This is a genomic window from Serratia sp. M24T3 (assembly GCF_000257645.1).
Classification (GTDB): domain Bacteria; phylum Pseudomonadota; class Gammaproteobacteria; order Enterobacterales; family Enterobacteriaceae; genus Rouxiella.
Window position 1 is genome coordinate 1 of the sequence record NZ_AJHJ01000012.1, and the last position, 23,914, is coordinate 23,914.

General features: G+C 50.9%; 19 protein-coding genes. 4 read left to right on the forward strand and 15 right to left on the reverse strand.

Going from position 1 to position 23,914, the window contains the following annotated elements; all coding sequences use genetic code 11:
* Positions 1-269 precede the first annotated feature (269 nt).
* Entirely contained in the window at positions 270-1,568 is a 1,299-nt protein-coding gene (locus SPM24T3_RS11585; protein ID WP_009636937.1) for an MFS family transporter, read from the forward strand.
* Between the two features lie 77 nt (positions 1,569-1,645).
* Here the strand turns inward: SPM24T3_RS11585 and pssA are convergent, their stop codons facing one another.
* The 4 genes from pssA to trxC all read right to left on the reverse strand — a co-directional run bounded on the left by pssA (position 1,646) and on the right by trxC (position 7,090).
* A complete protein-coding gene (pssA, locus tag SPM24T3_RS11590; protein WP_037378319.1) occupies positions 1,646-3,001 on the reverse strand; it encodes a CDP-diacylglycerol--serine O-phosphatidyltransferase in 1,356 nt (451 codons plus the stop codon).
* A 127-nt stretch (positions 3,002-3,128) separates the two neighbouring features.
* On the reverse strand, positions 3,129-5,777 hold the full coding sequence (locus SPM24T3_RS11595; protein WP_009636939.1) for a bifunctional acetate--CoA ligase family protein/GNAT family N-acetyltransferase: 2,649 nt from the start codon (positions 5,775-5,777) through the stop codon (positions 3,129-3,131).
* Positions 5,778-5,807: 30 nt separating this feature from the next.
* Positions 5,808-6,512, reverse strand: coding sequence for a tRNA-uridine aminocarboxypropyltransferase (locus SPM24T3_RS11600; RefSeq protein WP_009636940.1), 705 nt, complete (start codon positions 6,510-6,512; stop codon positions 5,808-5,810).
* A 158-nt stretch (positions 6,513-6,670) separates the two neighbouring features.
* The gene (gene trxC, locus SPM24T3_RS11605; RefSeq protein WP_037378341.1) at positions 6,671-7,090 is read right to left on the reverse strand and encodes a thioredoxin TrxC; all 420 of its coding nucleotides are present in this window, start codon (positions 7,088-7,090) and stop codon (positions 6,671-6,673) included.
* Between the two features lie 223 nt (positions 7,091-7,313).
* Between trxC and SPM24T3_RS11610 the strand changes: the two genes are divergently transcribed.
* Together SPM24T3_RS11610 and SPM24T3_RS25895 are read left to right on the forward strand one after the other, a co-directional pair.
* The gene (locus SPM24T3_RS11610; RefSeq protein ID WP_009636942.1) at positions 7,314-8,450 is read left to right on the forward strand and encodes a tRNA/rRNA methyltransferase; all 1,137 of its coding nucleotides are present in this window, start codon (positions 7,314-7,316) and stop codon (positions 8,448-8,450) included.
* A gap of 160 nt (positions 8,451-8,610) precedes the next feature.
* Positions 8,611-8,760: a hypothetical protein gene (locus SPM24T3_RS25895; protein WP_237713036.1), complete on the forward strand. Its 150-nt coding sequence runs from the start codon at positions 8,611-8,613 to the stop codon at positions 8,758-8,760.
* Between the two features lie 57 nt (positions 8,761-8,817).
* Here the strand turns inward: SPM24T3_RS25895 and emrB are convergent, their stop codons facing one another.
* From emrB to SPM24T3_RS11635, 5 genes are all read right to left on the reverse strand, one after another.
* A complete protein-coding gene (gene emrB / locus SPM24T3_RS11615; RefSeq protein WP_009636943.1) occupies positions 8,818-10,356 on the reverse strand; it encodes a multidrug efflux MFS transporter permease subunit EmrB in 1,539 nt (512 codons plus the stop codon).
* A gap of 17 nt (positions 10,357-10,373) precedes the next feature.
* Positions 10,374-11,552, reverse strand: coding sequence for a multidrug efflux MFS transporter periplasmic adaptor subunit EmrA (gene emrA, locus SPM24T3_RS11620; protein ID WP_009636944.1), 1,179 nt, complete (start codon positions 11,550-11,552; stop codon positions 10,374-10,376).
* A 26-nt stretch (positions 11,553-11,578) separates the two neighbouring features.
* Positions 11,579-13,033 (reverse strand): efflux transporter outer membrane subunit, encoded by a 1,455-nt coding sequence (locus tag SPM24T3_RS11625; RefSeq protein ID WP_009636945.1) that lies wholly within the window; start codon positions 13,031-13,033, stop codon positions 11,579-11,581.
* A 27-nt stretch (positions 13,034-13,060) separates the two neighbouring features.
* Complete coding sequence (gene mprA / locus SPM24T3_RS11630; RefSeq protein ID WP_009636946.1) at positions 13,061-13,576, reverse strand: transcriptional repressor MprA; 516 nt, start codon at positions 13,574-13,576, stop codon at positions 13,061-13,063.
* A 566-nt stretch (positions 13,577-14,142) separates the two neighbouring features.
* Positions 14,143-15,345, reverse strand: coding sequence for an MFS transporter (locus SPM24T3_RS11635; RefSeq protein ID WP_009636947.1), 1,203 nt, complete (start codon positions 15,343-15,345; stop codon positions 14,143-14,145).
* A 124-nt stretch (positions 15,346-15,469) separates the two neighbouring features.
* Here SPM24T3_RS11635 and SPM24T3_RS11640 point away from each other — a divergent pair, with 124 nt between their 5' ends.
* Positions 15,470-16,354 (forward strand): LysR family transcriptional regulator, encoded by an 885-nt coding sequence (locus SPM24T3_RS11640; RefSeq protein ID WP_009636948.1) that lies wholly within the window; start codon positions 15,470-15,472, stop codon positions 16,352-16,354.
* Positions 16,355-16,417: 63 nt separating this feature from the next.
* Here SPM24T3_RS11640 and proX (SPM24T3_RS11645) read toward each other — a convergent pair whose 3' ends face one another.
* From proX (SPM24T3_RS11645) to SPM24T3_RS11670, 6 genes are all read right to left on the reverse strand, one after another.
* Positions 16,418-17,413 carry a glycine betaine/L-proline ABC transporter substrate-binding protein ProX gene (proX, locus tag SPM24T3_RS11645; RefSeq protein WP_009636949.1) on the reverse strand — a complete coding sequence of 332 codons (996 nt, stop codon included), beginning with the start codon at positions 17,411-17,413 and terminating at the stop codon, positions 16,418-16,420.
* A gap of 90 nt (positions 17,414-17,503) precedes the next feature.
* Positions 17,504-18,520 carry a glycine betaine/L-proline ABC transporter substrate-binding protein ProX gene (proX, locus tag SPM24T3_RS11650; protein WP_009636950.1) on the reverse strand — a complete coding sequence of 339 codons (1,017 nt, stop codon included), beginning with the start codon at positions 18,518-18,520 and terminating at the stop codon, positions 17,504-17,506.
* An 11-nt stretch (positions 18,521-18,531) separates the two neighbouring features.
* Positions 18,532-19,725 (reverse strand): glycine betaine/L-proline ABC transporter permease ProW, encoded by a 1,194-nt coding sequence (gene proW / locus SPM24T3_RS11655; RefSeq protein ID WP_009636951.1) that lies wholly within the window; start codon positions 19,723-19,725, stop codon positions 18,532-18,534.
* Complete coding sequence (gene proV / locus SPM24T3_RS11660; RefSeq protein ID WP_009636952.1) at positions 19,722-20,921, reverse strand: glycine betaine/L-proline ABC transporter ATP-binding protein ProV; 1,200 nt, start codon at positions 20,919-20,921, stop codon at positions 19,722-19,724. The genes proW and proV overlap by 4 nt, the downstream gene beginning before the upstream one ends.
* A 521-nt stretch (positions 20,922-21,442) precedes the next feature.
* Positions 21,443-22,156, reverse strand: coding sequence for a response regulator (locus SPM24T3_RS11665; RefSeq protein WP_009636953.1), 714 nt, complete (start codon positions 22,154-22,156; stop codon positions 21,443-21,445).
* The gene (locus SPM24T3_RS11670; RefSeq protein WP_009636954.1) at positions 22,149-23,807 is read right to left on the reverse strand and encodes a sensor histidine kinase; all 1,659 of its coding nucleotides are present in this window, start codon (positions 23,805-23,807) and stop codon (positions 22,149-22,151) included. The genes SPM24T3_RS11665 and SPM24T3_RS11670 overlap by 8 nt, the downstream gene beginning before the upstream one ends.
* Positions 23,808-23,914 lie beyond the last annotated feature (107 nt).

The following is a 23,914-nucleotide window of genomic DNA, read 5'->3' on the forward strand; positions in this document are numbered from 1 at the left end:
ATCGATGATGTAAGAAAAAAAGCGCGAGGGCGGGTCAAGAGCCGGTCATGAACGCAAAAAAAGAGGGCCCCTGTCTGACGACAGCGGCCCTTTTGCTGTTGCAATTTACGCCAAGATTGCTCACAAAACAGCTATTTAATCTAATAAATAGGCAATAATTCTCGCCTTTACCCCCTGTTTCCTGCTTAACTAGATACTCATATTGCATAAAAAATCATATAAAGAAGTCCTTTTATCCTTTGGACTGAGAAAAGCAGGAGATAATAATAATGACCGAAATTACACGTTCAACATCGCAGGAGTTAGCAGATAAGGATAAGAAAAGCCGAATATTTGCCATCGTCGGAGCCTCATCCGGCAACCTGGTAGAATGGTTCGACTTTTATGTTTATTCATTTTGTTCAATTTACTTTGCCGCATCATTCTTCCCAAGCGGAAATAGCACTACACAGTTGCTACAAACGGCAGGCGTATTTGCCGCTGGTTTTTTTATGCGCCCAATAGGCGGCTGGTTATTTGGTTATATTGCCGATAAACACGGCCGTAAAAGCTCTATGCTGATCTCCGTATGCATGATGTGTGCTGGATCGCTGGTGATCGCTTGCCTGCCAACCTACGAGGCGATTGGTGCCTGGGCTCCGGCCTTGTTGCTGTTTGCTCGACTGTTCCAGGGGCTGTCGGTTGGTGGCGAGTACGGCACCAGTGCAACCTATATGAGTGAAGTTGCCATCAAAGGACGCCGCGGTTTTTATGCCTCATTCCAGTACGTCACACTAATAGGCGGTCAATTACTGGCGTTAGTGGTACTGGTCGGCCTGCAACAGTTACTCTCCGGTGACGAGCTGAGAGCCTGGGGATGGCGTATACCTTTTGCTCTTGGCGCGCTACTGGCCGTCGTTGCACTATTTTTACGCCGTTCACTTAATGAAACGTCTGATGAAAAAACCCGAGCCCACAAAGACGCAGGCAGTTTAAAGGGCCTATGGAAACACAAGAAAGCCTTCCTGATGGTGTTGGGTTTCACCGCTGGCGGATCGCTGAGCTTCTATACTTTCACCACATATATGCAGAAATATCTGGTGAATACTGCTGGAATGAATGCAAAGACTGCCAGCGGGTTAATGACTTTGGCACTGTTCGTCTTTATGTTATTGCAGCCGATTGTCGGGGGATTATCCGATAAAATAGGTCGCAAGAACTCAATGTTAATATTTTCTGGCTTTGCAACGTTGCTGACAATTCCTATTCTATATACTCTGCAAAGTGTCACTAACCCTTATTTAGCGTTTACACTCATTGTTATTGCGCTGGCAATTGTGACCTTCTATACCTCTATTAGTGGCTTATTAAAGGCTGAGATGTTTCCTGCAGAAGTACGAGCATTGGGAGTCGGATTATCTTACGCGGTTGCGAATGCTGTATTTGGAGGTTCGGCCGAGTTTGTTGCACTAAGCCTAAAGTCATGGAATATCGAAGAAGTCTTTTTCTGGTATGTTTCTGGCATGAGCCTGATTGCGTTTATCGTATCGATGCGCCTGAATGCCAAAGGTAAAGAGATTCAGTTATAGTGCGTTAACTATATGATATAAAAGTATTTATAAAAAGGGCCTCTTTGCAGGCCCTTTTTAAATTGGAGACGGTTTTATTACAAAATACGGCTGATTAAGCGGTCAATACGGATACGACGCAGTCGACGAATCAACTTACGCACCTTAACCGGATAATTTGGAATACTCTCAAGCTCCATATAATGTGAAACAATCTCAGTATGTTCACGGATATTATCTAGTTCTTTCTGGCGTTGGACTCGCATCTCTTTATTAGGATCGTGGATTAAAATCGCATTTTCCAGATCGAGACGCCAGGCGCGCGGATTAAGGTTATTACCTGTAATAAGCTGCCAGCGGTCGTCCACCCATAGACCTTTAAGATGATAACTATTGTCGCCATCTTTCCACAGTCTGACAATTAATTGGCCGCTGTCGATAAAGCGTTGCAGTCGACTCAAGAAGCGGCGAAGGTTTATTTCATAAAGATAAGGCAGGGCACCAATAATCTTGAACGGCTGATCCTGAGGTATATAAAAATCATTAGCGGTTTTATCGCCGACGATAATTTCCACCTGCTTACCGCGACGCAGTAGGCCCATAATATTGCGAGCCAGCAAGGCGGGCATATTGAAGTAAGGCGTACAGAGCGTCAGTTTCTCGTCAGTACTGGCCATCAGATGAAAAATAGTCTGGTTAAGATTATTTTGTTTGCCTAAGCCTACCATCGGCGTGACTGCCAATTCATTCTCTGAGGCAGCATCTTTGAAATGATAGCTGCAATCGCGCAGATTTTGACGGAACTGGCGAGTCTCATTTTTGATCTCCGGACTTTTCGGACGATCTTCACGATCCAGTCGCTGCACAGCATTGTCGCTAAGTAATGACTTCTTGATATAGTCGACCATGCTGTTTGCCAGCTGCGGATTGGTCAGCAGGTGATAGCGGTCAAAACGGTATTTATCATGCCGATGAAGATAAACGTCATTCATACTCGCGCCGCTGTAAACCACGCAATCATCAACGATATTGCCTTTTAAATGCAGTACGCCCAGCGCTTCACGGGTATTGACCGGTACACCATAAACCGGAACGGATACGTCAGGATTTTCCTGCGCCATACGGCAATACCAGTCAGCATTGGTATTGGTTGCAGCCGCGCCGATACGGCCACGCTGGGCGCGATGCCAGTCAACCAGAATGCAGACCTCCAGCTCGGGACGCTGACGTTTTGCTTCATAAACTGCTGATAACACATCTCGCCCGCCGTCATCGTTCTCCAGATACAGAGCAACCAGATAAATCCGTTGGGTAGCGTTGGCGATGACCTCAAGCAGCGTCGTACGGAAATCTGTGGCACTGTACAGTGTTTTTACAGCATCAATCGATTGGGGGAGTTTGGGTAATTGAGCAAGATGTTGTTGATGTTTGTTTCGTTTAAATTTAGACAACATCACAGTGCGCTTCTTCTCTCTTAATGAATGGCAATTGCGGTGCAAAATTGATAAAACTGACCGCACAATCGGTCGATAATACCATTAGTCTCCACCGATGTGCGCAAGTTTTGCCTGCAACGCCGTCTTAAATCTGTAACGGAAGGGAAAGACTCACGATCCCCTCAGATAACTGGACGTCCACTTCAAAGCCTAATTTTCGGGCCAGCGCCAGCATGCCGCGGTTGTTTGGCATAGTGATTCCAGCTAAACGTTGGATTCCGTGCTCGGTGGTATAGGCAATCATTTTCGACAGCAGTCGACCGCCAAGACCCAGACCTTTTAAGTCGGAACGGACCAGTACAGAAAACTCGGCATCAATATTGTCGGGATCAGAGATGGCGCGCGTGACGCCAATAATCTCGATTTCGTGAGTCTGTCCGCGAACCGCAACAAACGCCATTTCACGATCGTAGTCGATTTGCGTCATATTCGCTAAATCTTCGTGGGTAAACTCATTGATTTCGCTAAAGTAGCGATAATAAAGATCCTCTTTGGTAACCTTCTGGATAAACGCTTTCAGCAGCGGCTCATCTTCCGGCAGAATCGGGCGGAACAGACAGGTCGAACCGTCTTTCAGCTCGACTCTTTCCTCAAGACGCTGCGGATAAGGTCGAATTGCCAGCCGCGACTGCTGGCGGTCGGTGTCCGGGCTGAGTTGCAGAGCCACATCAAGAAGAGTCAGTTCATTACCCGAGGCCAACAGAGGATGAATAGTCAATTCGGTGATTTGCGGGCAGTCGATAATCAGATTGGAAACCTGCACCAATAAACGGCTAAGTGCAGGAATATCCAAGGGACGCAGGGCGTTACGCTCGCGGATTTTGCCGCTTTTTAGCCCTTGAAGGACAAGATAACTTGCTAACGCCATATTGAGCGGCGGCAGCGCAACAACTGCGTGCTGTTCAGGAAGCCATTCGATGCCGCCTTCACCCAGCATAATTAGCGGGCCGAACACGGCATCATACTGCACAACAATTCTCAGCTCTTGAGCACCGGGCCTGTTAGCCATAGTTTGTACTAACAAACCATTGATACGTGCCTGCGGAAAAGCCCGCCTGGCCCGGTCAAATATGGCGTCTGCAGCCTGGCTAACCTCTTCAGGCGTACGCAGATAAAGCATGACGCCCTGCACCTCGGAATTGTGGTCAATATCCGGCGATCGCAGCTTCAGCGCTACCGGATAGCCCACGCGCCCGGCAATTTCTACCGCTTCGCTGCTGTCGCTGGCAATCCATGTCGGCAATACCGACATGCCATAATCTTTGAATATTGCCCGCACTTCGTGGGTATCAAGTCTGTTAGCGCCGTCTCGCAATGCCTGATCAATCAGCCTATGCGCGCCATCGGTGTTCTTATTAAGGTCCAGTGGCAGAGAAGGGGTCTCTTTTAACTGTTTCTGGTTGCGGCGATATTCAACCATGTGCATAAACGCCGTCACCGCGCCCTCGGGGGTGCGATAAGTTGGCAGACCGGCCTCGGTAAAAAGCTTACGGGCTTCGATGGAAGAAAACTCGCCACACCAGTTGGTCAACAGAGTGACCCGTTTACCGCGAGGATGCTGATTAATCGTCTCGATAGCTTTTTCGGCAGTGATCGTGCCCGGAGATGCCGCACTTGGGGCATGAATTACCAGCAGTGCGTCATAATCCTGGGAATCTAGAAGCGTAGTAAGCACTAACTGATAAAGCGCAGGGCTGGCGTCATCGCGCAGGTCTAGGGGATTCCCAACCACAATATTATCGGGTAACAGACTGTGCAGCCGTTGCACGGTTTCATCGTCAAGAGTCGCCAGCTTGCCGTGATTGCTTAACAGCTGGTCTAACGCCATTGCAGCCGGAGCAGCTCCGTTACTAAGGATAAGCAAGCGCTCACCTCGCAGCGGGCGCATGTGACTCAGCGTCTCTACTGCGGAGAACAGCTCATGTGTGTCTTGCACGCGCAGCAGGCCCGCACGTTGGATGGCCGCGTCGTAGGCGGCATCAAGGCTTAACGGGCTGTTCAATAGTTGTTGCGCCTGGGCGCTGCGCCCGCTTTTGATCACCAGAATCGGTTTATTGCGAGATGCGCTGCGGGAAGCCGAAAGAAATCGCCGCGCATCGCTGACATGTTCGACATAAAGCAGGATAGCGCTGGTTTTGCTGTCTCGGGCGAGAAAATCCAGCAGGTCGTCGACGTCGATATCCAGACTATCGCCGAGAGAAATAAAGTAGGAGAAGCCGACTGAACGCTGCTGTGCCCAGTCCAGAATAGTATTCGCCACCGCGGCTGACTGGGAAATAAACGCCAGTTTGCCGGGTAAAATCGGCACCGGTGAGAAGCTGGCATTAAGCCCCAGCCACGGTGCCAAAATGCCCAGACTGTTAGGCCCCAGCAGGCGCATTGAATAACGCTGAGCGGTGCTTTTCAGCTCGGCAAACTGCTGTTGATGGGAGGAAAGGACGATGACTGTCTTGCAACCGCGTTCGCCGAGTTGTTCGAGCAATGGCAAGTTTCTATCGGCGCGGGTACAAATCACTGCCAAATCGGGAGTCATCGGCAAACTGGCGACATCGGGATAGGCCAGCACGCCGCAAACCGCCTGCCATGAGGGAGTGACTGGCAACACCGGTCCTTTGAATCCTCCCGCCAGCAGGTTTCGCATCATCAGATAACCGGCGCGCCCGGGTTTATCCGATGCCCCCAGTACTGCAATCGATTTTGGTCGTAATAAAGCTTCTAACCCGCGCTGGCTCATCCTACCTCCTGTTAAAAATATAATGGGATTCTAGAGGCTTTCTTCGCAATTTGCTGTGAGTTGATGCACCGGATGATGAGGTTTTCCGGCTAAATATTTAGTCCTAAACAGTTCGAATAGCGCTGACATGCTCTCAGAGGCCTGAATATCACCGGATTTTTCCAGTAAAGCTGCTGCGACCTCTACCGTACAATGCTGATCTGCGCGCGGCGATTCGCGCAATACATAGTTAGATTTTGCGCTGACATCGAGTGAAAACACCGGTAAGCCGTCCAAATATGGACTTTTGCGAAACATTTTTCTCGCCTCGTTCCAGGTTCCATCAAGCATGATAAATAGCGGTGGCTTGCTGTTCTGAGGCAGTTCGGTAAATACCTGGCGTGGTGCTTCGACAAAAGAGGCCGGGAATACCACATAAGGCTGCCGCGCAGGATCGGCAATGGCCGCCAGCAAAGCCGGATCGGTTTCCATCCGTGACCACATAAATGCCTGAGTATTCGGCAGAATATCAGCAATCAAGCGCCCGGTATTGCTCGGTTTAAGCGGCTCGGTATCGAACATCACCAGACAAAAGCGGCTTTTCGCCTGCTGAGGTGCGATTGTGCCGCACAGGCAGTTGCGCATCGGAAGCAAACACGATTGACAGCGGATCACGCGTGAGCCACGGGCCAAATAGGGGCGAGTTGATTTTGCGAGGCGCTGGGCGCGCAAGCGCAGTACGGCATTGTCCGGCATTGAAGATCCTGCAGCGGTAAATCGGACTATTGTAATCGGATGTGGGGTTGACCGGTAGTGTCTGGCGACTTGGATGATAAAAATGCGAGGCTTCGCGGAGGATGGGGATAAAAAATGGCCCCGGCAGACAATGCAGGGGCCGAGCAGGTCGTTATGCGTTACAATGATTCATTGAGCCATTGGTTAAACGGCGCTTTAGGCATCGCACCGCTTAACTGATCAACCATTTTACCCTGGTTGAACACCATAATGGTCGGAATGCTGCGAATACGAAAACGCGCGCCAAGTTCAGGTTCGGCTTCAGTATTAATTTTGATAAAGCGCACTTTACCTGCACGTTCGCCTGCAACATCTTCAAAGATGGGCGCGAAGTTAACGCAAGGACCACACCACGGTGCCCAGAAATCAATAACTACCGGCAAATCATCTTGCAGGTATTTATCCAGAGTTGCCGCCGTGGCATGGACCACTTCACCTTCAAACAGCGGGTGACCACAACGGCCACATTTGGCACCGTCGTCAATGCGTTCTTCAGACAAGCGGTTAGTCGCCTGGCATGATGAGCAAATCGTATTAATAGTCATAGTTAAGCCTCTGTCATTGAGACCGTATCCTGTCACCAAAAAGCTTGGTTGATGTCTAAGATACGAAAATATTCTGATAATTATGCGGTTTGCCTGCAATGTGAACAATGCGATTTACCCAATGAATACGATAGTTTTAAGCTTTTGGTCCAAAGCAGGTGGCTTACCACTCAGACATCAGGTAATCTTCGCGCCCAGCGCGTAGGTGGAGAGAAAAATGAACGATTCATTCAGTGGAAAGAACGGCAAAGTCAAAGTGATGTACGTCCGCAGTGACGACGACGGCGATAACCGAAATAAAGATCAACGTCCTTCGAATAATAAAGGACGTCCAGGTGATAAAGCTCGCCCGGGTTCCCGTCCCTTTGAAGGTCGCAACAATGAACGTCGCGGCAGTGACTCACGCGGTGAATCGCGCGGTCCTGATGCACGTCGCAGTGACTCGCGTCCGAGTCGCCCGGCAAGCCGACCAGGCCGTGATACTGAAGGCTCAGGTTCATCTTCCCCGTGGGAAAATTCCTCACCGTGGAAAACCGTTTCTCGTGCACCTGATGATGAGTCAGTGCCGGATCACGGTGGCATCAGCGGTAAAAGCTTTATAGATCCTGAGCAGCTGCGTCGTCAGCGTCAGGAAGAAACCCGTGTCTATGGCGAAAACGCCTGTCAGGCACTGTTTGCAAGCCGTCCGGACTCAATCGTTCGCGCCTGGTTTGTGCAATCGGTCACGCCGCGCTTTCGTGAAGCCCTGCGTTGGATGGCGGCTAACCGCAAAGCGTATCACGTGGTTGAAGACGACGAGCTGGCAAAAGCATCAGGCACCGAGCACCACGGTGGCGTATGTTTCTTGATCAAAAAGCGTCAGGGTCTGGATGCAGAGACTTATCTGCAAACCGCACCGGCCAAAGACTGTGTGCTGGCGTTGGAAAACGTCGGTAACCCGCATAACCTCGGCGGTATCATGCGTACCTGTGCGCACTTTGGTATCAACGGAATGCTGGTTCAGGACCCTGCTCAGCTGGAGTCCGGTGCTGCAGTGCGTACCGCCGAAGGCGGCGCAGAACACGTTAAAGCGATTGTTGCAGACAACTTTATTGATGTGCTGGACAGCTTCCGTAAAGCCGGTTACACCATCGTAACCACTTCCAGCCACAAAGGGACTGCACTCGGTAAAGCCGAATTGCCGGCCAAAATGGTGTTGGTATTAGGTGAAGAGAGCGACGGTTTGTCTGATAGCGCATGGCAGCAGGGTGACCTGAACGTCGCTATCGGCGGCACTGGTAAGGTCGAAAGCCTTAACGTTTCGGTTGCGACCGGCATTTTGCTGGCCGAATGGTGGCGTCAGAATCAGGGCTGATTTTTCAATGGCCTGACTTAAAACCTCTCATCGTTTGATAGTGGCGAGGTAAATAGAATGGACGCCCTGTGCGTCCATTTTTGTTTTCTGCTCATGAGCTATTCTTGTTCTATGGCACTGACTGGCAATTTTAGGCCGAGCTGTTGGCGATATTCCCCCGGTGTTATTCCAGTCACTGCCTTGCAGTGAACGGCAAAAGACTATCTCGACATTCCTGCCTCAGTTGCCAAGCTTTGAAGATTCGCTAGAAGCCTGGCGCTATTTCGACAGTCGCCAGCAAACGGGCAAGGTAGTTATTTCGATTAATTAAAGCCAATAAAAAACGGACGCATCGCGCGTCCGTTTGTCGTTAATGCACAGAGAAAGATTAATGTGCGCCGCCGCCGTCGCCGCCTGCGGTAAAGGGTGCTCGGGCAAACCATACCAGAATCAGCAACAGCAGGAATACGCCGCCAGCCGCCCAGAAAACCTCATTGGCGGAAATAATCAGCCCCTGATTGGTTATCTGCCTGGCGATATAACCTGATGCTTGCTGGTGGCTCATACCTATGCCCTCTAGCTGGCTGTAAGCCTGCTGGGTTGCCGGATCAAACGGCGTAATGCTTTCCGTCAGATGCGAATGGTGCAGCGATTCGCGATTACTCCACATGGTGGTGGTGATCGAGGTGCCAATCGAACCCGCCAGCGTACGGGTAAAGTTCGACAGGCTCGACGCCGCCGCCATTCGTGAGGGCGGTAGTCCTGATAATATTATGGTTATCAGTGGCATAAAGAAACAACCTACCGCAAAGCCCTGAACAAACTGTGGCAAGGCCGAGGCAGCAAAGTCCATTCCTGGTTCAAACGTATAGGCGCGCCAGTAGAAGCACACTGCATACATAATGAAACTGAATGTCACCAGCCAGCGCATATCCAGCCGATGGGCAAAGCGGCCAATAATCGGTGACATCAATACCGGCAGGATCCCCACCGGTGCCGACGCCAGACCCGCCCAGGTTGCGGTATAGCCAAATACCTCCTGCAATAGCTGCGGCAAAAGCACAATCGAGCCAAAGTAGAGCATGTAGGCAAGGCTGATACACAATGTACCGATGGTAAAGTTGCGCGATTTGAATAACGATAAATCGACTATCGGGTTGTCGTCAGTCAGTTCCCAGACAATCAGGAACGCTATGCACACCACGGCGACAATGGTTAGGGTAATGATCTCCGGCGAGTTGAACCAGTCCAACTCTTTGCCTCGGTCGAGCATCACCTGCAAACAGCCGATCCCCAGCACCAGCAGGACCAGTCCCACACTGTCGATTGGCCTGATTTGAGTCTCGGTTTCGCGCCCCTTCAGCGTTCTCAGCGTCAGCAGCACCACCACAATACCGATCGGGATGTTGATAAAGAAGATCCATCCCCAGTGATAGTTATCGCTGATGTAGCCGCCAAGGATCGGACCGCAAATTGGCGCAACGATGACCGTCATCGACCATAGCGCCAGCGCGGTACTTCGCTTGGCGGGGGGGTAATTGTTTAACAGCAGACTCTGCGACAGCGGGATCAGCGGACCCGCCACCAGCCCCTGAATCACACGGAAGAAGATCAGCATTTCCAGGCTGTTGGACACGCCGCACAGCCAGGATGCAAGGGCAAAAAGCCCCGTCGCCCACAGGAAAAGCCTGACTTCACCGATACGTTTGGCCAGCCAACCGGTGATCGGAATCGAAATGGCGTTGGCCACCCCGAACGAGGTAATAACCCAGGTGCCCTGCGAGTTGGATGCCCCGAGGTTACCGGCAATGGTCGGGATCGCTACGTTGGCAATGGTCGAGTCCAGTACTTGCATGAAGGTGGCCATAGCCAGCGCCACCGTCATCCAGGCGAGTGGCGCGCCCTCCAGCGGTTTTCTAACAGCCATGAAGACCTCCGGACAGCTTAGCCCGCATTGGCATTGATAACGTCATTAATAATGGCGTTAACCGGTGCCAGATTTAATGTCAGGGCCGATGTCTGATACAGCGGTTCAGAACGCACTTTATCCTCCAGGACCAGGCCATCAAGATTCTGCGTGTCAACGGTTACCAGTGTGGATAATCCAATGCGCAGCGGATGCTTTTTCACTTCGTTGTTATCGAGTTCGATACGTACCGGCAGGCGCTGAACCACTTTGATCCAGTTACCGGTAGCATTCTGGGCTGGCAGCAGCGAGAACGCGCCACCGGTACCCATGTCCATGCCGACCACTTTACCGTGATAAGTCACGTCATCACCGTAGATATCGCTGACCACGGTTGCCGATTGGCCAATACGCATATTTGCCAGCTGAGTTTCTTTAAAGTTGGCATCGACCCAGATGTGATCGGCTGGCACCACGGCCATCAGTGCGACCGATGGGTTAATCTGCTGGCCGACCTGAACAGTACGGCGTGAAACATAGCCATCAACCGGGCTGACAATTTTAGTTCGTTGCAGTGCCAACCAGGCATCACGCACCTGCGCGGCGGCCTGCATCACCTGCGGCTGTTGGGCAACCGGCGTGTTCAGCACCATTGCCTGATTGGCATTAAGTTGCTGAATAGCAACGTCAAGCTGCGCCTTGGCGCTGTCTACCGCGTCATGGGCGTGTTGCAGATCTTCACGACCAATCGCATCGACTTTGCCCAGAATAACTCGGCGTTTCAGGTCGGCCTGCACCTGACTAAGCTGGGTCTGACGCAGCACCACATTGGCCTGATACTGTTTGCTATTGATCATCAGCTGATGTGTCTGGCGCACGCTGCTTGCCAACGCTGTTTTAGATCGTTCAAAAGCCTGCTCGGCATCGGTAGGATCAAGCTGAACCAGCGTATCGCCTTTTTTGACGAAGTCGGTGCTGTCGAAATTAACGTCGGTAACGCTGCCAGAAACCTGCGCCATCACTTGTACCTGATTGCCAGAAACGTAGGCATCATCGGTATCCTGGAAGTGACGCAGCACTAAAAACCAGTAGATCAGGTAAGCAATCGCAATGATCACAAAGATCCCGGTCAGAAGCAGCAAGGCAACTTTACGAGATTTCTTTTTCTTGTTCACTGGTGGCGGGGTAGGTTGTTGAACTTCCGCATTCGCGCTCATGTTTTTCTCCACGCTGGGTCTTGTTATTATGCTTTTGTGTCCGCAGCAGGGGCTTGATAACCACCACCTAACGCACGGATTAAACTGATTTTCGCCTGCAGTACGTTGCTCGATGCCGTCAGTGCAGCCTGCTGTTGTTGCAGTAGTGCAGCCTGACTGGTGAGCAACTGGTCGCGTCCGATGGTGCCAGCGGAATAACGAGCGTTGGCAACGCGATACACTTCTTGCAGGGATTTCTCAGCGGATAAAGACTGTTGAAGCTGTTGGGCAGAGCTTTTCTGCACCGTAAGAGCATCGGCAGTTTGCTGAATTGCGTTCAACAATGTCTGGTTATAGGACTCGACAGACTGGTCGTATAACGCAGACTCTTCACCCAGCTTGCTGCGCAATGCGCCCGCGTGGAAAATAGGCAGCGAAATAGCCGGGGCGAGGTTCCACGCCTGGCTTGCTGCTTCAAACAGATTGGGGCTGGTGCTGCCATAGTTGACCGTGCTCAAGCCTGCGAAAGCGCTAATCGACAGGCTTGGATAAAAATCTTTTTTCGCTGCGGCAATGCGCTGAGAGTAAGACTCGACCAGCTCGCGTTGCGCGACGATGTCTGGGCGTTTACCCAGTAAATCAATGGTTAAATCACCCTTCGGTGCCAGAATATCGTCACCTGGCAGCGCGACGGCGTGCAAATTGTTCATCGCATCCGGGCCTTTGCCTGCCAGTGCGGCCAACTGGTGTTTCTGCTGGTCGATCTGCGACTGTAGCTCAATAATTTGCTGCTTGGCTCCGTCGGCCTGTGCCTGAGTTTGTTGCGGAATATCTACGCCATAAACTCCTGCCTCATATTGCGCCTTGCGCAAATCAGCTAAATGTTGATTGTTGTCGACTTCTTGCTGCAGAACCTTTTGCACCGCAAAATTGGCCTGCAGCTGGTAATAGGTTGATGCCACCGAGCTGGACAGCGTCAGAGCTGCCTGCGCCTGTTCCGCACGTGCCGAATCGACCTGGGCCTTGGCGGCGTTGACCTGATTGCGATATTTACCCCACCAGTCAAACTCATAGCTCAGGTTGAGGCCCAAAGTATTGGTGGTCTCATACACCGGATTGCCAGGATACCCGTTGAGGAAAGGCTGGTAGGTATTCTGCGAAATTTTCTGGCGATTGCTTGAAGCGTTAAGATCAACGTAAGGGCCGTTAGCCGCATTGGCTTCACCCATCACGCTTTGAGCTTCGCGTACGCGCGCAGCTGCCTGACGTAAAGAGGGTGAATTTTGCAGAGTTTCAGTCATTAGGTTGTCGAGTTGCGAGTCTTGAAGACCACGCCACCACTGAGGGCTGATTGCTAATGAGCTGACTTGTTGCTGTTTCAGTTTAAGCTGTTGATTATTCAGCAGCGTAGACTGAGGGGCAATATTATTGCTGGAGGCGCAACCCGCCAGCAACAAGACTGCAAACAGCGGAGTAAATCTCCAGCTGAGTGGAAGAAACATGGGTAAATTACCTGAACAATTATTCGATTATAATGTTGAGGTTGCATCCATCTGGTCAAGGCGTGTCAGCAGTTTGCGGGTTAGTGTTTCCAGCTCTTTCTGTTCTTCTACATCCAGTGTGGACCAGAGGAAATGCAAACTTTTATGTTGAGGCGGCAAAAGCTTCTGAATAAAGGCTTCACCGTCCGCCGTCAGGTGTAAATGCAGGCAGCGACGATCGTTGTCGCTCTCACGCCTTTCAATCCATCCGCGCTTTTCTAACTCATCGGCAATACGGGTCGCGTTGGTACGAGATGACCCTAACGCAGCGCTTAGCTCTGAAGGTTGAATGCTATGCGATTCCCGAGCATCCAGCGTAATCAACGCCATAAACAGTGTCTCGTTGATCCCTTGCGCTTTCAGCATCTTGTTTCGATTTTCCAGCAACTTGCTATGCATGTGCATACATAGGCGAGTGAGCAGTATCTCCTGGTAAGGGAAATCTTTTTGCTTTTTCGCTCGGAAATTCAACATGTGTTCAATAGGTGCGAATGAACTTTCCATCGTAAGAAACCTCATTAGTTACATTTGAGATAGTAACCAGTGTAATTAATAATGTAAATGTCATAAGCCAGCAAATAGTTAGCTATTCGTGTGGTCCTATAACGGTTGCAGGTGTGAAATCTTTTTTATTGGCGGACAAGGTAACTGCCCGCTGGATAAAGCAAAGTTTTGCAGCCCAATCGATTGCGCAAAAAAACGCAAAAAGTTAGGCATGGGGATGGGTCATGTAGGGAAAAAGCAGTGGTTACGAAGGTAAAATTCGAGTTTTACCGCACCTGGCCGGAAGGTATAAGTGGCAGGTGGGGTGCCAATCACTGTTGGCATAGTTTTAAATGCAGCCGGGGCAAGATCTGCCCCAACGGCGACTAAAAAGTTTTCTAACAATGTGCGGCTGTGCATAAGAATTTTGTTGCTGAATAAAAGCAATATGTTTCGTTAGCGTATAATTTATGGAAAAAATAATATCAGACTGTTAGTAATCTTTATACCCTTTGGTTCAAATAAATTTCTCTCATAACTATTTGCACGCTAATTAGACGCGTTATCATCACGCCGGAAACACTTTCTCAGCCTATTCTGTGCTTGTGTCCAAAAAGCCAAACTAACAAGTTGATTGCACAGAAAATAGCCCCGGCTGTACAAACGCCATACCATCCGGCCATCTGAAAAGCCGACGCTGATACCACTGAGCCAATAGCACCGCCTATAAAATAGCTGGTCATATAACCGGCCGTAAGGCGGTTGCGCGCCTCGGGCATCGATTTGTAGATAACACTCTGATTAGTGATATGTACGCCCTGAACACAGAGATCCAGCACAATAATTCCCAGAATAAGTGCAATAATCGAGTGCTGGCCATAGGCGACAGGGAGCCACGAAAGTAGCAGCAGGATTAGCCCGCAGGTAGTCACTAAATGTGCCTTGCCTTTATCGGCAAGATGTCCCGCGCGGGTTGCAGCCAAAGCTCCGGCAGCACCAACCAGACCAAATAACCCAATCACGCCTTCGGAATAATGGTAGTTAGGGCCAGCCAGCAGGAATGCCATTGAGGTCCAGAGTGCGCTGAAGTTAGCAAAGATAAACATGCCTATTAGCGCACGAGTTCGCAGTACCGGGGTTGAGAAGAACAGGGTGAAAATTGATTTCATTAATTGCAGATAGTTGAGATGCGTTTCCTGCTTGTGACGAGGAAGCACACGCCACATTACCAGCGCCATTAATACCATCAGTACGCTGGCCACCCAATATACCGTGCGCCAACCGCCCAGCGAGGCGAGCAGCCCCGACACTGTTCGTGCCAGCAAAATACCCAGCAGCAGTCCCGACATGATCATGCCGACAATTTTCCCTCGGCGTGCCGGTTCGGCAAGCGTTGCAGCCAGAGGAACCAACACTTGTGCCACCACTGAGAACAAACCTGTCAGCGCGGTGCCGACCAGCATCATTGAAATTGAGGTCGAGTTGGCGGTGATAAGCAAACCTGCAGCCGCGAGCAGTGTCATCACCACAATCATGGTGCGACGTTCAAACATATCACCGAGTGGCACCAGGAACAGCAGCCCCATGGCGTAGCCCAACTGGGCGGTTGTCACAATAAACCCGGCCTGATTCACCGACAGGTGGAAGGCTCTGGCGATGGTTTCCAGCAATGGCTGGGCATAATAGTTACTGGCAGCAGCCAGTCCTGTTGCAATTGCCATTAACAGGATCAGGCCCGGACTGAGTACCGGATGCGACTTTTTATCAGAAGATATTGTTGAGGTTGTCATAAGATTCATTTTTATAAATTAAAGGATTTGATTTAAGTAAGTACTCAGGGGGAGTATCTGTTAATTAAAAGTTATAAACCAATGTATAATTAGCATCCCACCTATCTCATTTTGAGATGATTAAATGAATTTAAAGCAGATCCGTTTTGCTTTGGCAGTTGCGCATGAAAAGAATTTTACTCGAGCGGCCAGGCGTTGCCATACCGTGCAATCCGCCTTAAGTCACCAGATAGCAAGGCTTGAAGAAGAGCTCGGCAATCAGTTGTTCGAGCGCACATCCAGACAGGTGCAACTTACCGCCGCCGGAAGGGCATTTCTGGCACCTGCAGAACAGTTGCTGGCTGCGCATAACCACTTGCTTGATACCATGGAAGCATTGAAAGGTGAGATTGGCGGTACCCTGACGGTGGGGACGATATCAACACTGAAAACGATAGATCTTATCGGACAACTTGCACGATTCAATCAACGCTATCCGCTGGTAAATATTCGTTTATACGTGGCGATGAGCGAAAAATTGCTCGAGGATGTTCAGCAATCGCGGACCGATGTAGCATTTGTCGGACTTTGGCCCGGCGACAGAGCATCATTAAGCATGCCGTATAAATTATTGACCGATGAGCCTTTGGTTGCGTTAGTCAGTCGCGATCATCCTTTTGCCGGGCGTGAACGCCTGCGATTATCTGAATTGTCACAAGTGCCTTTGGTCGATTTTTACCAAGGTTCAGGAGCCAGGAGACAAACGGATAAAGCTTTTCTGGCCGAAGGCGTGACACGTCATGTCAGCTTTGAAATCGATCACGTTGAATGGCTGGAAAATATCGTGCGTAAATCGCTGGCGGCGGGAATAGTGCCGCTATCGACCGCCGAGCAGGCCAAAGGATTGGTGTCAATTCCGTTAGAAAGCGGCATTCGGCGTCAGGTGTTTTGCGTTTGGCAACATAGTCTGTCAACCGTGGCGGAGCGATTTATGGCTTTTTCGCAGGAAGAGCTGCGGGCGATTCCCTAACCCATAAAAAAGGGGCAATAAAAATATATTGCCCCTTGTTCGAGTCATTCAGCGCGGTGAATATTATTTCGCAGCCGCTGCCGCTTCATTCACCCAGCCATCGAAGGTTGCCTGATGTGCCTTGATCCAGCCGTCGGTCTGCGTATTAATATCCGCTTCCGAGCTTTGATTGTTGTGCATTGCGGCATTCTGCGCGTTGATGTCGGCCAGTGGCAGTTGCATGATGGCAAACAGCTTGGCAGCGGCAGGGTTGGCCTGCGCCCATTTCAGGTTGGCGACAATGTGCATGGTGCTTATCGGGAATCCAAAGTTTTTGCCGTCGGAAAGCTGGGTATTGGCATTCTTGTCGCCAGGCACTACCGAGAACGGCACCTGTAGCCACACGGTATCTTTGCCCGGAACCAGCACGTTGCTGACCCAGTAAGGCGTCCACGTGTAATAGAAGATCGGTTTGCCTTCCTTGTAGCGCGTGATGGTGTCAGCAATCATCGCCGAATAGTTACCCTGATTGTGTTCGACTGTATCTGACAGGCCATAAGCTTTAATCTGCTCGTTCAACGCAGCTTCACAACCCCAGCCCGGCGTACATCCTGTCAGATCCGCCTTGCCGTCGTTATTGGTATCAAAAAGTTTGGCGATTTTAGGATCTTTCAATTGCGCTATGTTGGTGATGTGATATTTGACGGCAGTTTTTTTGTCGATGAGGTAACCCTGGGCAGCACCGGTAACATAGGTACCTTGACGATAAAACACTTTATCGCCACCGGCAGCGGCGTACATGCTGTCATGCAGTGGTTGCCAGTTGGCGGCCATAAACGTGCCATCGCCTTCGGCAATGGTGGTGTACCCGACGTTGTAATCGACTTCACGAATGGGTTGCACGTTGTAACCCAGCTTTTCCAAAGCTTTATCAACCAGCAGGGTCTGGAAAGTTTCTTCGCTGATAGTGCTTTGAATGGGGGTAACAGTAACGCCTTTGCCCGGTAAGTCAGCGGCGAATGCAGAGGTAGAACCCAGAGTAGCCAGGGCGGTTAATGCCCAAATTGAAGTCTTGTTCATCATCATTATTATCCTTTTGATCCCCTCTCGAAACTCAGGCAGCCAGTTTTTCAGCCACACAAAATCGAAAGGGGATGAATTACTTTTTTATTATTTTTTCGCTGCGGCTTTCGCAGCATCGATCCAGCCGTTATAGGTGTCTTGATGCGCCTTGATCCAGCCACTGACCTGATCCTGAATATCTTGTGCCGAAGATTCGCCGTTGTGCATGCTCAGGTTCTGGGCATTGACGTCGTTCAATGGCAGCTTCATGAGCGCAAACAGTTTTGCAGCAGCCGGGTTAGCGGCGGCCCACTGTTTGTTGGCCACGATATGCTCGTCGTTAAGCGGGAAACCATAGTTCTTGCCATCAGGCAGTTTGGTATCAAGATCCTTTTGTGAGCCGCTATTGGCGGAGAACGGCACCGTCAGCCAAATCACATCTCGACCCGGCTTGAGCACATTGCTGACCCAGTAAGGCGTCCAGGTGTAATACAACACCGGTTTACCTTCTTGGAAGCGCGTCATGGTGTCTGCCATGATCGCCGCATAGTTGCCGGCGTTCTGCTGAACCGTGTTACTCAGGCCGTAAGCTTTGATCTGTGCGCTAATCACTTCACCGCAGCCCCAGCCCGGATCGCAGCTGACCATATCCGCCTTGCCGTCGCCGTTAGAATCAAACAGCCTGGCAAGTTTTGGATCCTTTAACTGCGACAGGTCGTGAATGTGATATTTGTCGGCAGTTTTCTTGTCGATCAAATAACCCTGAGTTGCGCCGCTGATGTAGGTGCCTTGACGATAAAACTTCTTGTTGCCACCGGCAGCGTTGTACATATCGGTTTGCAGCGGGTCCCAGTTAACGGCCATGTAGGTCGAGTCACCGCTGGCAATAGTGGTGTAGGCCACGTTGTAATCTACCTCGGCGGTAGGCTGCACGTCGTAGCCCAAATCTTTCAGCGCACGGTTTACCAGCTCGGTCTGAAACGTCTCTTCGGCCAGCGTACTTTGTGCTGGTTTGACCACCACGCCTTTACCTGGAAGATCTGCAGCCATCGCCTGAGCGCCCATGAGGGGGCTCAGAGTAAGAGCCAGCAGGCCAGCGCGGCATAATTTTTTTGAATTTGTCATCGGCGCGCTCCTCAGGCTTTTTTAATGAAAGGTTTGGTTAACAGACCCACAGGGCCGTGCGCGTACCAGTGCTGTACGCCTTTGCTACGGCGGTCGCGGCCTAAAGCCTGGGTCAGGCGGTCGAGAATGATCGCCAGAATAACGATACCGACACCGCCGATAGAGGCGAGGCCCATATCCAGTCGACCAATCCCGCGCAGCACCATCTGGCCCAAACCGCCTACGGCGATCATCGAGGCAATAACTACCATCGACAGCGCCAGCATCAGCGTCTGGTTAATACCGGCCATGATGGTCGGCATTGCCAGCGGCAGCTGAACTTTAAACAGCATCTGGCTCGGGCTTGAACCAAACGACTCAGCCGCTTCAATCAAATCTTCCGGTACCTGGTTGATACCCAGAATAGTCAGACGCACGATGGGGGGCAGGGCAAAGATGATGGTGACCACGACGCCCGGTACGTTACCGATGCCAAACAGCATCACGATAGGCACCAGATAGACAAACGCAGGAGTGGTCTGCATCGCATCCAGCAGCGGGCGAATAATTTTCGCCGCGCCTTTGCTGCGCGCCAGCCATATTCCCAAGGGGAGACCTATCAATACGCAGAAGAACAGCGACGTTAATACCAGTGCCAATGTCACCATGGCCTGCGACCAGGCACCGATTGCACCGATAATTACCAGCGAAACCAGCGTGGTGACACCCATGCCGAAGCCAGCCATCTGCCAGGCGATTAACGCGAAAATAATGATAGCCAGCGGAGCAGGCAGGGACTCAAGGCCGTGTTGGAAGCCGCTTAATATAAAATCGACGGGCACGCGGATCCCCTGAAATACCGGGCGGAAATGCGTAACCAGCCAATCGATCCCTTCAGTAACCCAGCGGTCAAGCGGGATCAGGGTATTGTGAAACGGATCGAGAATATCGAAATGCCGATGCTGCTCAGGCGCGATGTGCAGCCAGCTATCACCGGTCTGTGCTGCGGCCTGATGGCTGGCATCTGGCGTGCTGGTGGCGTAACTATTGTTGGCTGCGGTCCACGGATCGGTGGTTGCATTGTTGGTTGCCGAGTCGGCTGAAGCCGCAGCCTGGTTGGCAACATCGCTGCTGCCAGCGGCCCAGGGATCGCTCGCCGCATCGGTTTGTGCCGCCTGCGCATGTTGAATAATATCGTGTGCTGCATTCATTAACTGCTGAGTCATTCTGTCGCCCCTTCTTTATCCAACGCCTGCAACAGCATGGCCTTGGAGATAATTCCGATATAGTTGTTCTCTTCGCTGACGACCGGCACCGCGCACGGAGCGGCGGCTACCTGAGAAATCAGTTCGCTGAGTGGCATATCTGCCGGTACCGGAGCCGGTAACTCAAGCAGGGCACTTTCCAACGGCTGATTTTCTTTCAACGCGCGTTTCAGTGAATCGGCAGACACTACGCCGATAAACTTTTGACCACGCTCGAGGACATAACCATATTCGCGGTCTTCGTCTTCGAGCAGCTTCAGCGCGGCACGAGGACCAAAACCAGGGGTCTTGCGGATTAACGTCACCGGACGACGACGGGCAATATCTTTGGCGCTGAATACCTGACTGATATCCACGCCGCGGAAGAAAGTGCGCACATAGTCGTTGGCCGGATTATTCAGGATCTCCTCCGGCGTGCCGACCTGCACCACTTCACCGCCTTGCATAATGGCGATGCGATCGCCGATGCGCATGGCTTCGTCCAAATCGTGGGAAATAAACACGATAGTGCGCTGATGCCGGGATTGCAGTCTTACCAATTCGTCCTGCATTTCGGTGCGGATTAGCGGATCGAGGGCGGAGAATGCTTCATCCATCAGCAGAATATCGGGGTTATTAGCCATTGCGCGAGCAAGGCCGACGCGCTGACGCATACCACCGGACAGCTCATCGGGATAAGAATTGGCATAGTTTTCAAGGCCAACCTGGCGCAGTGCATCCAGCGCATTTTCTTTACGCTCGTTGGCGGGCACACCGGCCAGCTCCATTCCGAACGCGGTATTATTCAATACAGTAAGATGCGGCATCAGGGCGAAGGACTGAAAAACCATGCTGATTTTGCTTCTGCGCACCTGGCGCAGCTTGGAGGCAGAGATTTTGGCAATGTCTTCGCCATCAATCAGCACTTCGCCACGGGTTGGTTCTATCAGACGATTGAGAAGGCGTACCATGGTGGATTTTCCGGAACCGGAAAGCCCCATGATGACAAAAATCTCGCCTTCTTCAATGGCCAGACTGGCGTTCTTCACACCAAGTGACAGACCCGTTTTCTCGAAAATCTCTTCTTTACCCTTGCCGGAATCAATCAGCTTAAAGGCTCGCTCTGGATGCTCACCGAATACTTTATATAAGTTCTTAACTTCGATTTTAATTGCCATGCAATTTTTCGTTTCCTTGGTCGTATTTTAAATACTGTTATTTGAATGGGGACTATAAATTTTTCCTGTCGACGGAATATCAAGCGGCCTATACCCTAACACACTCAGAATCTGAGACAAGTCTCACGCCATAAGGCTTGTAATTAGGAGGGGTCCGATTATTATCGCAAATTTTCACGCTGAGCCCTTGTGGCTTAAGGGATATTTACACTCTGGTTGAGATAATTATTATTTGTCATATTTATATGAAAATAAGAACTTATTATAATAATTTTAACGGGTTTTAAATAATATTTCTCACCATTTAAATTATTGATTTTAAATAACTTATTGGTGGGTTTATTGCTCGTGATACATTCAGTGTAAACATTCATGACGAAGCTATTTTAAGACGATGGTGATTTTTAGGAATTTAACACTAAAATAATCATTATCAATGAAGATGTGACAGCGGGGAATTGAGCTGTGAGTAGGTGAAAAATAGCCAGTTGGCACGGTGCCGCGAGCGGAAAAATACGCCGCTATTCGGCGGCGTTTTTTGATGGATTAGCTTTGCGATACAAGCGGCGTGGATGGCCAATATTGCCGTACTGCATCTCGACCATAATGAAGGCGCTTTCGACGCAATATTCCAGATAACGGCGGCCGGTAGTTTTGCTGATCCCGACCTGCTCCACCACCTGATCCACGGACCAGTTACGCTCGGGGTGGTTAATAAAAACCTGCTTTACCAGCTCCAGCGTATTCGGCTCTATTCCCTTGGCTAGCGGAGCTTCGGGCTGTTCACTGCCAGGCAGATTAAACAGTTTGTCGAGACTCTGCTGGTCGATGGTTTTTACGTGGCGCAGCGTTTGGGCAAGTTGTAAAAACCGGGTCAAAGAACTTTGTAACCGTTGGAAGGAAACGGGTTTGATAATGTAGTCAAAAGCCCCGGCGCGCATCGCCTGGCTGCAGGTGCTCATATCGCTGGCGGCGGTAATGAAAATCACTGAGCAATCGATGCTCTTGAGCAACGAAGAGTTGATAAGCTCGATGCCCTGGCCGTCAGGCAGAAAATTATCCAACAACACCAGCCGAGGTTGGTACGCCTCCAGCAGTTTTTTCGCCTGTGCCAAGGTTGGGGCAATACCCACCACGCGCAGGTTAAAGTTTTGCTCGATAAATTCGCGGTGTAACTGCGCAAGATGACTTTCATCTTCGACGATCAGCACGTCCATCGCGATGGGATTATTCATTTACAGACTCCACGGTGTTCTGGGACGATGACGCTGACTGATAGGGAATAAACACAGAGAACACCGCGCCCGCAGGGCGGTTATCGGATATTTCTATCATCCCCTGCGCCTGACGGACATAACTCGCTACCACATAAAGGCCGATGCCATGTTCGCTGCCAGTGTGCTCAGAATGGCGGACAGGCTTGCTGCTGACGCCTTGCTCAAACAGCTGCGGGCGTATTTCAGCGTCGATCCCCGCGCCGCAGTCGGCAACCTCAATAATCAGCTGGTCGCTGGTCTGGGTCAAATACAGTTCCACCGGCGCGTGCGGCGCATCAAGTTTCAGCGTTGCTTCCACCGCGTTATCCAGCAAATTACCGACAATCGACATCAACTCGTTTTCGCCCAATCGTTCAGGTAGATAGGTCAACTGGCAGGCGGGATCAAAGCATAGCTCGATGCCTTTCTCGCGTGCGCTGACGTATTTGCCAAGCAGCAAACCGCACAGCGCCGGGGAATGAAAACGCCCGGAAACAAAATCCAGCACCGCCTGTGCGCCCGCCGACTGCGCCTGAATATATTCCAGCGCCTCGTCGTAACGCTGCATTTGCAACATTCCGGCCAGCGTCGCAGTCCAGTTAAGCTGTTCGTGACGCATTATACGAAGATTGTCGGCATAGCGTGTCACCTGGCTGAGCTGGCTGCTGAGAGTGTTGATATCATTTTTATCGCGAAAGCTATACACCCAGCCGTGCAATGCCGGAGCAGGCAGTCCAATAGGCACGCGGTTGACGATCACCTGTCGCTGATTGAACTGCGCGATTTCATCGTGATGTTCGTGCTGCACGTTATCAGAATTGAAAAAATCATCTTGAGTTACAATGACGTGATTAATCTGCTGGCCGATAAGCTGCTGCTCCGGCTGAGTCAGCCCTAGCAACTCGCGCGCGGCGCGGTTGATGGTTAAAATCTTCAGCCGATCGTCAATGGCGATCACCCCTTCATAAATCGCCTCCATCAGCGCTTTTTGCTGCCGCACCAGCAGTGCGATTTCGCGCGGCTCAAGCCAGAACATCTGCTTCTTGAGATTTTTACTGAACAGCCAGGAAAAGCCGAATAGCGCCAGCAGCAGCAAGACGCCAAACAACAGTGCCTGCGCCAGCTGGTCCAGCGTGATGTCATTAATATAAGAGGTGAGGTAGCCGACGGAAACAATACCGATCACTTTGCCGCTGGCGTCTAGTATCGGCGCCTTACTGCGTAGAGAAACGCCAATCCCGCCCTTTCGCTCGGAAATAATGGTTTTACCGGCGAGAACCTCGGCGTTATCGCCACCGATCATTGGATGATCAACGCTTTGCGGCTGGCTCGAATGGTAAAGGTGAATTTCGTGGCTGTCGCCAATGACGATATAGCTGGCATCGCTGTGATGGCTGAGCGGGTTGATTAGCCGGGCGATTGCGGCGGTGTCGCGGGTCGCGACCAGCGGCGGCAGGTCGGGGATTAGTGCGATTTCACTGGCCTGAACTTTGGCGCGATTGCCCAAATCATGGTGCAACTGCCTGTCGACAATGTGATAAACCAGGCCGCCCAATACGGCTAGAAGCACGCAGGAAAAGGCCACCAGGCAGAGGAATAATTTTATCTGGAAGCTAAGTTTTCTCTTCATTCATCTGACCTGATTTTTTCCATGGTTATTACCTATTTTTACTAAAAAACGCTAAAAATTATACGATTATTAACATTAACTCCATAAAAACCATTACAACCTTTAAC